The organism is Tardiphaga sp. GW822-FHT04G09, from assembly GCF_058800725.1.
The window spans coordinates 85,223-98,141 of the sequence record NZ_JBXAMO010000003.1 but is presented as its reverse complement, the minus strand read 5'-3'; the positions used below and the strand labels follow the sequence as shown (position 1 = coordinate 98,141).

Genomic DNA, 12,919 nt, shown 5'->3' with positions numbered 1-12,919 from the left:
AACCATGGTCTCGTTTGCCGGACCTTGTATTCGCTGCGTGAGATCACGCTTTAACGTGTGACGTAAACCGGCTTTCGTTTCTCGATGAATGCGCGAATGCCTTCCTCGAAGTCCTCCGAGCGGCTGCACAGCACCTGATTGCGATCTTCCATGGCGATGACGGCCTCGATGGAGCCGGCATCGACGGACATGTTGATGCATTCCTTCGACAGCCGCAGCCCTACGGGCGACGCGGTCATCATGGCGTCGACATAGGGCGCGGCTGCGGCCTCGAGCTCGCCGTCATCGACCACTTCGGACACCAGCCCGACGGCAAGCGCACGATCGGCGTGGATGAAGCGGCCAGTGAGGATCAATTCAGAGGCAACGGAGACGCCGACGAGGCGCGGCAGGAAATAGCTGGAGCCGATGTCACAGCCGCCAAGCCCGAGCTTGATGAAGGCGCAGTTCATCCGCGCCGACTTCGCGGCAATACGGATGTCGGCGGCCAGCGCCAGTGCGAAACCGCCACCGGCGGCAGCGCCCTGCACCAGCGCGATGATCGGCTGCGGGCAACGCCGCATCAGCATCACGATGTCGGCGATACGGCGCTGGGAATCCAGGGACTCGGTAACGGTGCGCGGTGCGTTCTGGCCGGAGCGCGCTGCCATCGCGTGCTTGAGATCGAGCCCGGCGCAAAAATTGGCGCCGGCGCCCTTGAGAACCACGACACGCGTCTTGCGATTGCGCTGCAGGCTTTCGAAGTAGTCGTTCAATGCATCGATCAGAGCCGGATCGAGCGCGTTGAGATGGTCCGGGCGATTGAGCGTCACCCGGTCCACGCCGTCGTCGTGTTCGATCAGCAAAGGTGAGGTCACAACGCCAACTCCGTCCCAGCCTCGTAGGTCGCCTTGCCGGCGCTTGTATTAGTGCCCTCTCCCCGCACGAAGCGAAGCTTCGCGTGGGGAGAGGGAAAGAAGGGTAACGACTACCGCGGAGCCATACGGATGGCGCCGTCGAGACGGATGGTCTCGCCGTTCAGCATCGGGTTCTCGACCATGTGGACCGCGAGGTTGCCATATTCCGAAGCGTCGCCGAGGCGGGCCGGATGCGGCACCTGCGCGCCCAGGCTGGCGCGGGCTTCTTCGTTGAGGCCCATCAGCAGCGGCGTCAGGAACAGGCCAGGCGCAATGGTGTTGACGCGGATCTTCTGCGACGACAGATCGCGCGCGGCCGGCAGTGTCAGACCGACGACGCCGCCCTTCGATGCAGCATAGGCGATCTGGCCGATCTGGCCTTCATAGGCCGCGACGCTGGCGGTGTTGATGATCACGCCGCGCTCTTCGCCGATGACGTCCTGCGTGACGAGCTGTTCGGCGAACAGGCGCAGGCAATTGAAGGTGCCGACGAGGTTGACCATGATGACATTGGTGAACTTCTCGAGCGGATAGACGCCCTGCTTGCCGACGATGCGCTGCGAACCGCCGATGCCGGCGCAGTTCACCAGCACGCGCGCGGTGCCGTGCGCAGCGGCTGCCTTGGCGAGCGCCGCCTTGACGTCAGCTTCGCTGGTGACGTCGCCGACGGTGGCAACGCCCTTCACTTCGGCGGCGACCTTCTCGGCATTGTCCTGCGCGCGATCGAACACGGCAACCTTGGCGCCCTTGGCAGCCATCGCGCGCGCGGTCGCGGCGCCCAGCCCCGAGCCACCGCCGGTGATGAATACGGCTACGTCTTTCAACTGCATGGAGTATGCCTTTCCTTGGGCGTTTCTGATCGTTTCTTGAATTTTTGGGTCGCGAAGAAAAAGAAGAAGAAGAGGTCCTTGGGCGTTTTCTTGTTTTGTTATTCTTGAATTTGGTTCCTTGGGCGTTTCCAAACGTTTTTGAATTTTCTCGGTAGTCTTTCCTTGGGGCCGTTTCTTCTTAGCTCTGTGTCAGGCCTTTGCGGCCTTCTTGTTTGTCAGGATTCCGCCGAGCAACATCGCCTCCATATGGGCGACGTAGTCGCGGCAAACTTCATCCGTCACCGGGCCGACGCCAATGGCGCGGGACATGGCATGACGGCTGAAAAACAGGTTGTCGCAAGCGCCGATCAGGCTGGTGTAGAACAGCACCGGATCGACCTTGCGGAATTCGCCAGCTTCAAGCCCCTCCGCCAGCAGGCGGCGATGGAAGCCGAGCAGCGGCCCCACGAAGAACTTCGAGACCTCGTCGGCCGCCTCGTTGCTGCTCTCGTGCAGCAAGTAGTGGATCAGCCGGTTCATGTAGGGAAACTGGTAATAGGCCTTGATGATGCCGGCGATATGCAGCCGCAGTTTTGCGGTGGCCGAGATCGGCTGCGCCAGCAGATATTCCAGATTGGTCATCTCGGTGGCGGCGTCGCGCGCAAGCAGCGCCAGCAGCAGGCCGTCCTTGTTGCCGAAATGATATTTCACCAGCGCGGCGTTCACACCCGACTGCTGCGCAATCTCGCTCAGCGACACCTCGATGGAGTTGCTGGCGATCATGAGTTCGCTTGCCGCGAGCAGCAACTTATCGGCCGTCGGATTACGGCCGGCGGCGGTTTTCACGGAGGTGCTGGGGTTCACAGTCGGTGCCATTCGGGGCGCAGATAATACGAACAATCACCCGCACTCAAGAGTTAATTGACCGATTGACTAAACTCTCCGCGGCAACTTAAATCCCGCGCACCGACAAGCCATCAAAATAAGCCAAATAAGGGAGAAATGCCATGGCCGAGGCCTATATCGTCGCCGCTGCACGCACCGCTGGTGGCCGCAAAGGTGGCCGTTTAGCTGGTTGGCATCCGGCCGATCTCGCAGCTTCGGTCCTGAACGCATTGGTGGAGCGCACCGGCGCAGATCCCGCCTCGGTTGAAGACGTCATCATGGGCTGTGTCGGCCAGGGTGGCGAGCAGGCCGTGAACGTCGCGCGCAATGCCGTGCTGGCCTCGAAGCTGCCGGAAAGCGTGCCCGGCACCTCGATCGATCGCCAGTGCGGTTCCTCCCAGCAGGCGCTGCATTTCGCCGCCCAGGCCGTGATGGCCGGCTCCATGGATATCGTGATCGCCGCGGGCGTCGAGAGCATGACCCGCGTGCCGATGGGCTCGCCGAGCATCCTCGCCGCAAAAGCCGGCATGGGCCACTACAAGAGCCCCGGCATGGAAGCGCGCTATCCCAACATCCAGTTCAATCAGTTCACCGGGGCCGAGATGGTCGCCGCGAAATACGGGCTGACCAAGGATGAACTCGACCAGTATGCCTTTGAGAGTCACCAGCGCGCCATTGCCGCGACCGAAGCCGGCCGCTTCAAGGACGAGATCATACCGCTGCAAATCACCCGCGCGGATGGCACCACGGATACGCACCACATCGACGAAGGCATCCGTTTCGATGCGACGCTGGACGGCATCCGCGGCGTCAAGCTGATCGCCGAGAATGGCAAGCTCACCGCAGCATCGGCCAGCCAGATCTGCGACGGCGCGTCGGGCGTGATGGTCGTCAACGAAAAGGGTCTCAAGCAGCTCGGCGTCAAGCCGATGGCACGCATCCACCATATGACCATGATGGGCGGCGATCCCGTGATCATGCTGGAAGCACCCCTGCCCGCCACCAAGCGCGCGCTCGAAAAGGCCGGGATGAAGATCGACGACATCGACCTGTTCGAAGTCAACGAAGCCTTCGCCTCAATTCCGACCGCCTGGCTGAAGGCCACCGGCGCCGATCCGAAGCGCCTCAACGTCAATGGCGGAGCGATTGCACTTGGCCACCCACTCGGCGGCTCCGGCACCAAGCTGATGACCACGCTGGTGCACGCGCTCCAGCAGAACAACAAGCGCTACGGGCTGCAGACCATGTGCGAAGGCGGCGGCATGGCCAACGTGACAATCGTGGAGCGCCTCTAACGATTCCAACCGGCGGATGGTGACCAACGCGTGGATAACCGGCACAAGACCGTTCCACTGCTCGCCACGTCCCATCCGCCCAAACTATTCTGAACTACCACGAGCGGAAAATCCGCCGGTCTTCGAGGAAATACCAAGGAATTCTCCATGACGCATCCGTCGATTCACGCGAAGACCAATCCCGACAAGATTGCCTATCGCATGGCCGGTTCCGGTCAGGCGCTCACCTATCGCGAACTCGACGAACGCTCCAATCGTGGCGCGCAGCTGTTTCGCTCGTTGGGTCTGAAGGCCGGCGATCATGTCGCGCTCTTGATGGAAAACCGGCTCGACTTCATGGAGATCTGCTGGGCGGCCCAGCGCGCGGGGCTTTATTACACGGCGATCAGCCGTTACCTCACGCAAGACGAGATCGCCTATATCGTGAAAGACTGCGGCGCACGCGTCGTCATCACTTCCGAGAAATGCGCCGACGTGGTTGCACCGCTGATCACCATCGGCGCCGATGCGCCGGTGTTCTATATCGTCGATGGCTCCCGCCCCGGCTTCCGCAACTGGCAGGAGGCGCTGGCCGCACAGCCCGGCACGCCAATCCTGGATGAAGTCGCTGGCTACGACATGCTGTATTCATCGGGCACAACGGGCCGGCCAAAAGGCATCAAGCGCGCATCGGAGAACAACCCGATCGACGTGCCGAATCCGTTCTTGAAAAGGCTCTGCGCCGATATGTGCGGCATGACATCGGACAGCGTCTATCTGTCGCCAGCGCCGCTCTATCACGCCGCACCTTTGCGCTTCAACATGATGGCGATCACGCTCGGTGGCACCTCGGTGATCATGGAGCATTTCGACGCCGAGGAGTTCCTCAAGCTGGTCGAGACGCACAAGATCACCCAGTCGCAGCTGGTGCCGACCATGTTTGTGCGGATGCTGAAACTGCCCGACGAAGTCCGATTGAAGTACGATGTGTCGTCACTGAACGGCGCGATCCATGCTGCAGCCCCCTGCCCGGTTGAGGTCAAGGCGCGCATGATCGACTGGTGGGGACCGATCCTGATCGAATATTACGCCGGCTCCGAGGGCAACGGCGTCACCGTGTCCAACTCGCAACAGTGGTTGTCGCATCGCGGCACGGTGGGCAAAGCCGTCACCGGCGTCATCAAGATTCTCAACGAAGAGGATCAGGAACTCCCGGTTGGCGAAATCGGCACAGTCTATTTTGCCGATGCCCCGCAATTCACCTATCACAACGATCCCGAGAAGACGAAGCGCGCCTATAATTCCCGTGGCTGGTCCACGCTTGGCGATGTCGGCTATCTCGATGACGAAGGCTTCCTCTATCTCACCGACCGCAAGTCCTACATGATCATTTCCGGCGGCGTGAACATCTACCCGCAGGAGACGGAGGACGTTCTTATCACCCATCCGGATATCGCCGACGTCGCCGTGTTCGGCGTGCCGAACGAGGAGATGGGCGAAGAGGTCAAGGCCGTGGTGCAGCCGCACGACATGAGCCGTGCCGGCAAGGCGCTGGAAGCCGAGCTGATCTTGTACTGCCGCAAACACCTGTCCCCTATCAAATGCCCGAAGAGCATCGACTTCGAGTCCGAATTGCCGCGCACGCCCACCGGCAAGCTGGTGAAGCGCCACCTGCGCGACAAGTACTGGCCGAAGAAGGAAAAGGCCTCGGCCTAGACCGCACTCTTGCGGCCCCGCATCCGCCGCGGTAATCCGCGGCGATGTCGCAGATCATTCCATCATGACGGCCGGCCTGCTGGTTTCCGCGGCGCGATCCGGCGCGGGCAAGACCACCGTCACGCTCGGGCTGCTCGCCGCGCTCGGACGACGCGGCATGGTGCTGCGTGCCGCCAAGGCCGGGCCTGATTATATCGACCCCGCCTTTCACGCGGTCGCCACCGGCGCGCCCTGCATCAATCTCGACAGCTGGACGATGCCTCCGCCACTGCTGCATGCGCTGATGACCGGTGCCACAACGACCGCCGATCTGCTGGTGGTCGAAGGCGTCATGGGCCTGTTCGATGGCGTGCCTGACGTGGCCGAAGGTGACGGCAGCAGCGCCAGTATCGCCGCGCGCTTCAAATTGCCGGTGCTGCTGGTGCTCGATGTCACGGCGCAATCGCAATCGGCCGCCGCCATGGTGCGCGGCTTCGCCAGCCATCACCCTGACGTGTGCGTTGCCGGCGTGATCCTGAACCGCGTTGGCTCTGAGCGGCACCGCCGCCTCATCACGGATGCCATCACGCCGCTCGGCATCCCCGTTGTCGGCGCCATCCCGCGCGACGCCACGCTGGCGCTGCCGGAACGCCATCTCGGCCTGATCCAGGCCGGCGAACACGGCGACCTTGCCACGCGGATCGCCGTTCTCGCAGACATGGCGGAGAGACATCTCGATCTCGATGCGATCATCGCGCTGGCCGCGCCGATCGAGCGGCAGCCAACACGCTATGCCGTGCCGGCATTGCCGCCGCCCGGTCAGCGCATTGCCCTTGCCGTCGATGCCGCATTCACCTTCATCTATCCGCACGTGATCGACGGCTGGCGCAGTGCCGGCGCGGTGGTCGTGCATTTCTCACCGCTCGCCAATGAAGCGCCGCCGGATGATTGCGATGCCTGCTGGCTGCCCGGTGGCTATCCCGAACTTCACGCGGCGACGCTCGCATCCGCGCAGACATTCCGAAACGGGCTGGTGCGCTTTGCACGGACAGGTTCGGTCCATGGCGAGTGCGGCGGCTATATGGTGCTCGGCGAGGGCCTCGAAGACGCCGACGGCAACCGGCACGCAATGACGGGCTTACTCGGCCACACCACGAGTTTCCACAAGCGCCGCCTGCATCTCGGCTATCGCGAGGCGCAATTGCTATCCGACAGTCCTATCGGATCAAAGGGATCGCTGGTCCGCGGCCACGAATTTCACTACGCGTCGCTGATCGACCTGGGCCGCGATGAACCGCTGGTGGATCTCCGGAATGCACAAAACGAGCCCATGGCCGAACGTGGCGGACGGCGCGGCCATGTCACCGGCACGTTCTTCCACGCCATCGCGCAGGTCAACCGCTAGCGGGACTTAACGACCCCAGCGATCCTGCCAGATCTTCTCGCCGATCAGGCAATTCACGCGCGGCTCCCTGCTTGTGTTGGCGACTGGAATCGCGCGCGGCTCCGGCATCAGACCGGCGACTTCCATCACGAGCTTGGTGCGGATCGCTTCCTTGAATTTGTCGCGCTCCTTGATCGGCACCACGAAGGAGCCCGCGCCGCCGATCACGCAATCCTCGTAATAGAGATCGAGGTTCTCGATATCCATGGTCGAATAGGACAGTTCTTTCGCCATGATCGGCAGGCCATTGATGACGATGCCTTTGCCGACCGCCTCGTCGCGCGCGATCGTCACCGGCCCGCCATTATTGTTGGGACCGTCTCCCGAGATATCGATCACCCGGCGCAGGCCGTGCAACTCGTTTGCATCGAACAGCGGCATGGCAAAATTGATCGCGCCCGAGATCGAGGTACGCGACGCCCGACGGATCGGCGTCTTCATGATTTCGGATGCCACCGCATCGGCAGACTCAGGCCCGTCAATGACACGCCACGGGATGATGACCTTCTGATCGTTGGAGGCCGCCCATTCGAAATAAGTGACGGCGATCTTGCCGGTGGGGCCGCTCTTGAGCGCGGCGAGGAATTCCTTGGAGACAATGGCCTGGGCATAGCCCTCGCGCTGGATCGCCAGTTCGTCCATGTCCATTGAATAGGAGACGTCGACCGCCAGAACCAGTTCGACATCGACCACCGGGTCCTGCTTGCTCTGGACAAATTGCGCTTTTGAGCCTGTCGCCGCCATGCTCGCGACGTCGCCGCCGGCCATCGCTCCCGCGACGAGTAATGCTCCAATCGAGACACACCAGCGCATAGCGGCCCTCCCGTTGATGATCGAATGGTGACACGCAAATGACGAGCCGCAAAGCAGGAACCCGCGGGCATGTTCACAATCAAGTCAGGGATGCAGCGCGCCCGGATGGATGGCTTGGCTGATCGACAGTCGCTGGTGGTGCCATTATATTGATATTGAAGTGTGCTCCGCCCGCGTGAGTTGCCATGCCCGACACCGTCCTCAAGCCGACGATCAAGGCCAAGCCGAAGGTCGAACGGCCGAAATTGTACAAGGTCATCCTCGTCAATGACGACTTCACACCGCGCGAATTCGTCGTGCGGGTGCTGAAGGCGGAGTTCCGCATGTCCGAGGACCAGGCCGCCAAGGTGATGATGACCGCGCATCAGCGCGGCGTCTGCGTCGTCGCCGTGTTCACCCGTGACGTTGCCGAGACCAAGGCGACCCGCGCGACAGACGCCGGCCGCGCCAAGGGCTATCCCCTGCTATTCACGACCGAGCCGGAAGAATAATACGCGACCGCGTACTCCTCACGATGAGGGCGAAGTTCGCGAGCCGGACTCATCAGCCAACCCGTAAACGCGCTCCGCCTTGGCGAAGCCGGCAATCGGGAACTCACCGAGAGCGGTCCAGTCCGCCTCGATCGCTCCGGCAAAGGCCTCCGACGCGACGATGGTACGCTGGAGATTTCCGGCGATCTTCTCCAGGCGTGCGGCGAGGTTCACCGCCGGGCCGATGCAGGTGAAATCGAGCCGGTTGCCGCCGCCGATATTGCCGTAGAGAACCTTACCGACATGCAGCGCCAGACCGAAACGGAAGCGTTCCTCGATACCTGCTACGCGATCCGACCAGCGCAGCGCTTCGACGGCAGCGCTGGCGTCACGGGCCGCCTCCAGTGCGTGACCGCAAACCCTCGAACGATCTGCATCGTCCTCGGCAATAGGAAACACAGCCAGCAGGCCGTCGCCCATGAATTTGAGCACCTCGCCGCCATGTTTGAGGATCGCAGGCACCTGACAATCGAAATAGTGATTCAGGATCTCGACCACACTTTCCGGCGGCAACCGGTCCGATAGCGCCGTAAAGCCGCGCAGGTCGGACAGCCAGATCGCGGCGCGCATGGTCTCGGTATGGCCGCGTCGGATCTGGCCACCGAGAATACGCCCACCGGCGCGGTTACCGACATAGGTATCGAGCAATGTCATCGTGATCCGCCGCATACCGATGACTTCGATCAACCGCGCCAGCGTCGGCAGCACCGTTTTCAGGGCCGCAATCTGCTCGTCGGTGAATCCGCCCGGCTGCTTGGTGGTCCAACTCGATGCGTGAAGCATGTTGTCGACGAAGGTCAGCGGGAGCGCGATATAGTCGGTGACACCTTCCGCCCGCATATCGTCGAAAAATGGAAATGATTTGCTCGATGGCTCATCAAGTCGGCTTCTGACCTCAATGCCTTCAAGGAAGACGAGCGCAAGTGGGCTTGCGAGGAATTCAGGCGCCGACTGAATATCGAAATCGACCGACGTCATGACAACTCCGGTATCCGGACGCCAGATGAAATTGCGGCCGAAGACTTCCGGGTGCAATGTGCGGATGAACACACCGACACGATACAGCGGCAGGCCCGCAGCGACGAGCCGCTCGCAGCATTCCGCCATCATGCCCGAAGGCGTCGGCGCAGACCGCGCGCCGTCGCTGAGCCAGTCGGTAATCTCTCTGAGCTTCTCGGGCAACATGGCTGGCACTTTCAAACTCGCGCGAACGCGGGTTGCGGTCAGTCATTCAAGTCTAGCCGACCTGCCCGCGATGCCTAATGAAATGATCGGCGAGCACACAGGCGGCCATGGCTTCGGCCACAGGCACGGCGCGAATGCCGACGCAGGGATCGTGGCGGCCCTTGGTCAGAATATCCGTGTCGGCACCGCTGCGATCCACGGTCTTGCGCGGGGAAAGGATCGACGAGGTCGGCTTCACCGCAAAACGCGCGACCACCGGCTGGCCGGTGGAAATGCCACCGAGGATGCCGCCGGCATGGTTGGAGAGGAATGACGGGCCGTGATTGGTCATGCGCATCTCGTCCGCATTGTCCTCACCGGACAACGCCGCGGCGCCAAAACCATCGCCGATCTCGACGCCCTTGACCGCATTGATGCTCATCAGCGCTGCGGCGAGATCACCGTCGAGTTTGGCGTAAATGGGCGCGCCCAATCCCGCCGGAACGCCCTCGGCGATCACCTCAATCACCGCACCGATCGACGAGCCCGCCTTCCGGATGCCGTCGAGATAACCTTCGAAGAACGCGGCCTTGTCCTTGTCGGGACAGAAGAACGGGTTACGGGCGACCTCGTCCCAGTCCCAGTTGCCGCGGTCGATCTTGTGCGGGCCCATCTGAACCAGGGCCGCGCGCACCGTCATCCCCGGCACGACCTTGCGTGCGATGGCGCCAGCGGCCACGCGCGTCGCCGTCTCGCGGGCCGACGAACGGCCACCGCCGCGATAATCGCGCAGCCCATATTTGGCTTCATAGGTGAAGTCGGCATGGCCCGGACGAAACTTGTCCTTGATGTCCGAATAGTCCTTCGAACGCTGGTCGGTATTCTCGATCAGCAGCGCGATCGGCGTGCCCGTCGTAACCTGCACGCCGGTCTCCGGATGCGCCATCACGCCGGACAGGATCTTGACCGCATCGGCCTCCTGGCGCTGCGTGGTGAAGCGCGACTGGCCGGGACGGCGGCGATCGAGATCAGCCTGGATCTCGGCGACATCCAGCGGGATCAGCGGCGGACAGCCATCGACCACGCAGCCGATCGCCACCCCGTGGCTCTCGCCAAAGGTGGTGACGCGGAACATATGGCCGAAGGTATTGTGGGACATGGGGCGCTCGCTGATTGAGCAGATGTCGTAACGCGGGCCGTCCGAGGGGTCAAATCGCTCCCGGTCGGCGGAAATCCTTAACTAAACTTGTCCATCCCGTCGGCATTGAACACATAGACCGCGCCCTGCTGGATCGGCATTTCGCTGACGCCGTCCGGCGTCTCGTAGCCCAGTGCGACCATCAGCGCCCGTGCCGTGCCGCCATGCGCCACCGCGACGGTATCGCCCGTGAGTCCGTCAACCCATTCGCGCATCCGCTGTTGCACTTCGGCATAGCTTTCACCGCCCGGCGCAGGCAGGCTCCATTTGTCGCGCAAGCGCGCCGCGAAAATATCGGGATGCGCTGCTTCCTGCTCGGCCAGCGTGAATCCTTCCCAGTGCCCGAAGCCGATTTCGCGGAGGCGATCGTCGAGGCCATAATCGTGGTGGGGAAGATCGAGCCTGCCGCGCACCAGCTCCATGGTGTTGCGCGCGCGGCCGAGCGGACTGGAGACGAATGTGACATCGGCGCTGCTGCGCCCGTCGCGCGTCAACAGGTCCTTCAGCACGGTGCCGGCATGCGCCGCCTGCTCCCGGCCAAGATCATTGAGCGGAATATCCTTCGAGCCCTGAAAGCGACCGGCGGCGTTCCATTCGGTCTGGCCGTGGCGAATATAATAGATCGTTGGCTTCGGCATGGACGTTAGCAATCAATCCTTGCCGCCAAGCGAGATGTCCGGCGACTCCGGCCGCTTCATGCCGACGACATGGTAGCCGGCATCGACGTGATGCACTTCGCCGGTAACACCCGTGGACATGTCGGACAGGAGATACAGCGCGCTCTGGCCGACTTCGTCCGTCGTCACGTTCTTGCGCAACGGCGCGTTATATTCGTTCCACTTCAGGATATAGCGGAAGTCGCCGATGCCCGACGCGGCCAGCGTCTTGATCGGGCCGGCCGAGATCGCGTTGACGCGGATGTTCTTCTCGCCAAGGTCAGCCGCAAGATAGCGCACGCTGGCTTCCAGCGCAGCCTTGGCGACGCCCATCACGTTGTAATGCGGCATCCACTTCTCGGCGCCGTAATAGGTCAGCGTGATGATTGAGCCACCGTCGGTCATCAGCTTCTCGGCGCGCTGCGCAATCGCGGTCAGCGAGTAGCACGAGATCAGCATGCTGTTGGTGAAGTTTTCCTGCGTCGTCTCGATGTAACGGCCGTCGAGCTGATCCTTGTCGGCAAAGGCGATGGCGTGGACGACGAAATCGATCTTGCCCCACTTTTCCTTCAGCACATCGAACACCGCATCGATGGTCGAGGCATCCGTCACGTCGCAATGGCCGAGCACGAGGCCGCCGAGTTCAGCCGCCAGCGGCTCGACGCGCTTCTTCAGCGCATCGCCTTGAAACGTCAGTGCGATCTCGGCGCCCTGCGCCTGACATGCCTTGGCGATGCCCCAGGCGATGGAACGGTTGTTGGCCACGCCGAGAATGACGCCGCGCTTGCCTTTCATCAGGCCTGAAACTTCGCTCATGTCGTATCCTGTTTGCTTGGCAGGCAGCCTTGGCCGCCCGTGCCGATCCGGCCTTCGGGGTACACCAGCACTTGCGCCCGGTACAGCCCAAAAGGCCGGTTATGCGGCTGTTTACAGTTCGGGCTTAACGCCGGAATAGACGGCCAGCCAAGGTGTTATCATGGATGCGGCGTATTTGCGGGCCGCCCGAAATACCGTCAGGATTGCAACGGATGGCAGCAGCCCCATGGCACTAACAGCATGAGCGCCTTTCGCGAGAGCGTGGAAAGCATGATCCCGGCGCTCCGCCGTTACGCACGGGCGCTCGCGCGTGACGCGGACATCGCCGACGATCTGGTGCAGGACACACTGGTGCGCGCGCTACGCTCCGAAAAACTGTTCATCGGCGGCGACCTGCGAAGCTGGCTCTATACGATCCTGACCAACCTCAATCGCAACCGCCGCCGCTCGCTGGCGCGAAAACCTGTCTTCACCGAACTGTTCGACAACAATCCGGATGCCAGCGGCACCGAAGCCGAAGGCCGTGACATCTCGCGCGCGCTCGCCGCGCTGGTCGAAGAGCAGCGTTCGGTGCTGCTGCTCGTGATGCTCGAGGGCCTGAGCTACCGCGAAGTCGCCGACATTCAGGGCGTGCCAATCGGCACTGTGATGTCGCGCCTCGCGCGCGCCCGCGCCCATGTCAAAGCCTATCTCGACGGCGAGCGCCCGACGCTGCGCGCGGTCAAATGATTTAAAGGAA

General features: G+C 62.4%; 13 protein-coding genes. 5 read left to right on the top strand and 8 right to left on the bottom strand.

Annotated features, from left to right (window positions below; translation table 11 throughout):
• Positions 1 to 50 precede the first annotated feature (50 nt).
• The 3 genes from AC1RLZ_RS07175 to AC1RLZ_RS07165 form a co-directional block, all read right to left on the bottom strand.
• Positions 51 to 857 (bottom strand): enoyl-CoA hydratase/isomerase family protein, encoded by an 807-nt coding sequence (locus AC1RLZ_RS07175; protein WP_493188079.1) that lies wholly within the window; start codon positions 855 to 857, stop codon positions 51 to 53.
• Positions 858 to 967: 110 nt separating this feature from the next.
• Positions 968 to 1,726: an SDR family NAD(P)-dependent oxidoreductase gene (locus AC1RLZ_RS07170; RefSeq protein WP_493188078.1), complete on the bottom strand. Its 759-nt coding sequence runs from the start codon at positions 1,724 to 1,726 to the stop codon at positions 968 to 970.
• 189 nt (positions 1,727 to 1,915) lie between these two features.
• Positions 1,916 to 2,581, bottom strand: coding sequence for a TetR family transcriptional regulator (locus AC1RLZ_RS07165; protein WP_493188077.1), 666 nt, complete (start codon positions 2,579 to 2,581; stop codon positions 1,916 to 1,918).
• Positions 2,582 to 2,712: 131 nt separating this feature from the next.
• Between AC1RLZ_RS07165 and AC1RLZ_RS07160 the strand changes: the two genes are divergently transcribed.
• The 3 genes from AC1RLZ_RS07160 (at position 2,713) to AC1RLZ_RS07150 (ending at position 6,964) form a co-directional block, all read left to right on the top strand.
• Entirely contained in the window at positions 2,713 to 3,885 is a 1,173-nt protein-coding gene (locus AC1RLZ_RS07160; protein ID WP_493188076.1) for an acetyl-CoA C-acetyltransferase, read from the top strand.
• A 147-nt stretch (positions 3,886 to 4,032) separates the two neighbouring features.
• Positions 4,033 to 5,580 carry an acyl-CoA synthetase gene (locus AC1RLZ_RS07155; RefSeq protein ID WP_493188075.1) on the top strand — a complete coding sequence of 516 codons (1,548 nt, stop codon included), beginning with the start codon at positions 4,033 to 4,035 and terminating at the stop codon, positions 5,578 to 5,580.
• Positions 5,581 to 5,644: 64 nt separating this feature from the next.
• A complete protein-coding gene (locus tag AC1RLZ_RS07150) occupies positions 5,645 to 6,964 on the top strand; it encodes a cobyrinic acid a,c-diamide synthase CobB (RefSeq protein ID WP_493188074.1) in 1,320 nt (439 codons plus the stop codon).
• Positions 6,965 to 6,970: 6 nt separating this feature from the next.
• On the opposite strand, the gene AC1RLZ_RS07145 is transcribed toward AC1RLZ_RS07150, so the two are convergent.
• A complete protein-coding gene (locus AC1RLZ_RS07145; RefSeq protein WP_493188073.1) occupies positions 6,971 to 7,816 on the bottom strand; it encodes a DUF1194 domain-containing protein in 846 nt (281 codons plus the stop codon).
• 185 nt (positions 7,817 to 8,001) lie between these two features.
• Between AC1RLZ_RS07145 and clpS the strand changes: the two genes are divergently transcribed.
• Positions 8,002 to 8,307, top strand: a complete 306-nt coding sequence (clpS, locus tag AC1RLZ_RS07140; RefSeq protein ID WP_493188072.1) for an ATP-dependent Clp protease adapter ClpS — start codon at positions 8,002 to 8,004, stop codon at positions 8,305 to 8,307.
• A gap of 18 nt (positions 8,308 to 8,325) precedes the next feature.
• On the opposite strand, the gene AC1RLZ_RS07135 is transcribed toward clpS, so the two are convergent.
• From AC1RLZ_RS07135 to fabI, 4 genes are all read right to left on the bottom strand, one after another.
• Positions 8,326 to 9,531: an adenylate/guanylate cyclase domain-containing protein gene (locus tag AC1RLZ_RS07135; protein WP_493188387.1), complete on the bottom strand. Its 1,206-nt coding sequence runs from the start codon at positions 9,529 to 9,531 to the stop codon at positions 8,326 to 8,328.
• 52 nt (positions 9,532 to 9,583) lie between these two features.
• Positions 9,584 to 10,669, bottom strand: coding sequence for a chorismate synthase (aroC, locus tag AC1RLZ_RS07130; RefSeq protein WP_493188071.1), 1,086 nt, complete (start codon positions 10,667 to 10,669; stop codon positions 9,584 to 9,586).
• Between the two features lie 77 nt (positions 10,670 to 10,746).
• A complete protein-coding gene (locus AC1RLZ_RS07125) occupies positions 10,747 to 11,346 on the bottom strand; it encodes a histidine phosphatase family protein (RefSeq protein WP_493188070.1) in 600 nt (199 codons plus the stop codon).
• A gap of 12 nt (positions 11,347 to 11,358) precedes the next feature.
• Positions 11,359 to 12,180 (bottom strand): enoyl-ACP reductase FabI, encoded by an 822-nt coding sequence (gene fabI, locus AC1RLZ_RS07120; protein ID WP_371424409.1) that lies wholly within the window; start codon positions 12,178 to 12,180, stop codon positions 11,359 to 11,361.
• 240 nt (positions 12,181 to 12,420) lie between these two features.
• Between fabI and AC1RLZ_RS07115 the strand changes: the two genes are divergently transcribed.
• Positions 12,421 to 12,909 (top strand): sigma-70 family RNA polymerase sigma factor, encoded by a 489-nt coding sequence (locus AC1RLZ_RS07115; protein ID WP_493188069.1) that lies wholly within the window; start codon positions 12,421 to 12,423, stop codon positions 12,907 to 12,909.
• The last annotated feature ends 10 nt before the right edge of the window (positions 12,910 to 12,919 follow it).

Bases quoted from the DNA above. Each gene is read 5' to 3' on its own strand.
- AC1RLZ_RS07125 (WP_493188070.1), bottom strand. From the start codon at position 11,346: ATGCCGAAGCCAACGATCTATTATATTCGCCACGGCCAGACCGAATGG.
- AC1RLZ_RS07165 (WP_493188077.1), bottom strand. From the start codon at position 2,581: ATGGCACCGACTGTGAACCCCAGCACCTCCGTGAAAACCGCCGCCGGC.
- AC1RLZ_RS07150 (WP_493188074.1), top strand. From the start codon at position 5,645: ATGACGGCCGGCCTGCTGGTTTCCGCGGCGCGATCCGGCGCGGGCAAG.
- fabI (WP_371424409.1), bottom strand. From the start codon at position 12,180: ATGAGCGAAGTTTCAGGCCTGATGAAAGGCAAGCGCGGCGTCATTCTC.
- AC1RLZ_RS07160 (WP_493188076.1), top strand. From the start codon at position 2,713: ATGGCCGAGGCCTATATCGTCGCCGCTGCACGCACCGCTGGTGGCCGC.
- AC1RLZ_RS07115 (WP_493188069.1), top strand. From the start codon at position 12,421: ATGAGCGCCTTTCGCGAGAGCGTGGAAAGCATGATCCCGGCGCTCCGC.
- AC1RLZ_RS07135 (WP_493188387.1), bottom strand. From the start codon at position 9,531: ATGTTGCCCGAGAAGCTCAGAGAGATTACCGACTGGCTCAGCGACGGC.
- AC1RLZ_RS07155 (WP_493188075.1), top strand. From the start codon at position 4,033: ATGACGCATCCGTCGATTCACGCGAAGACCAATCCCGACAAGATTGCC.
- AC1RLZ_RS07170 (WP_493188078.1), bottom strand. From the start codon at position 1,726: ATGCAGTTGAAAGACGTAGCCGTATTCATCACCGGCGGTGGCTCGGGG.
- clpS (WP_493188072.1), top strand. From the start codon at position 8,002: ATGCCCGACACCGTCCTCAAGCCGACGATCAAGGCCAAGCCGAAGGTC.
- aroC (WP_493188071.1), bottom strand. From the start codon at position 10,669: ATGTCCCACAATACCTTCGGCCATATGTTCCGCGTCACCACCTTTGGC.
- AC1RLZ_RS07145 (WP_493188073.1), bottom strand. From the start codon at position 7,816: ATGCGCTGGTGTGTCTCGATTGGAGCATTACTCGTCGCGGGAGCGATG.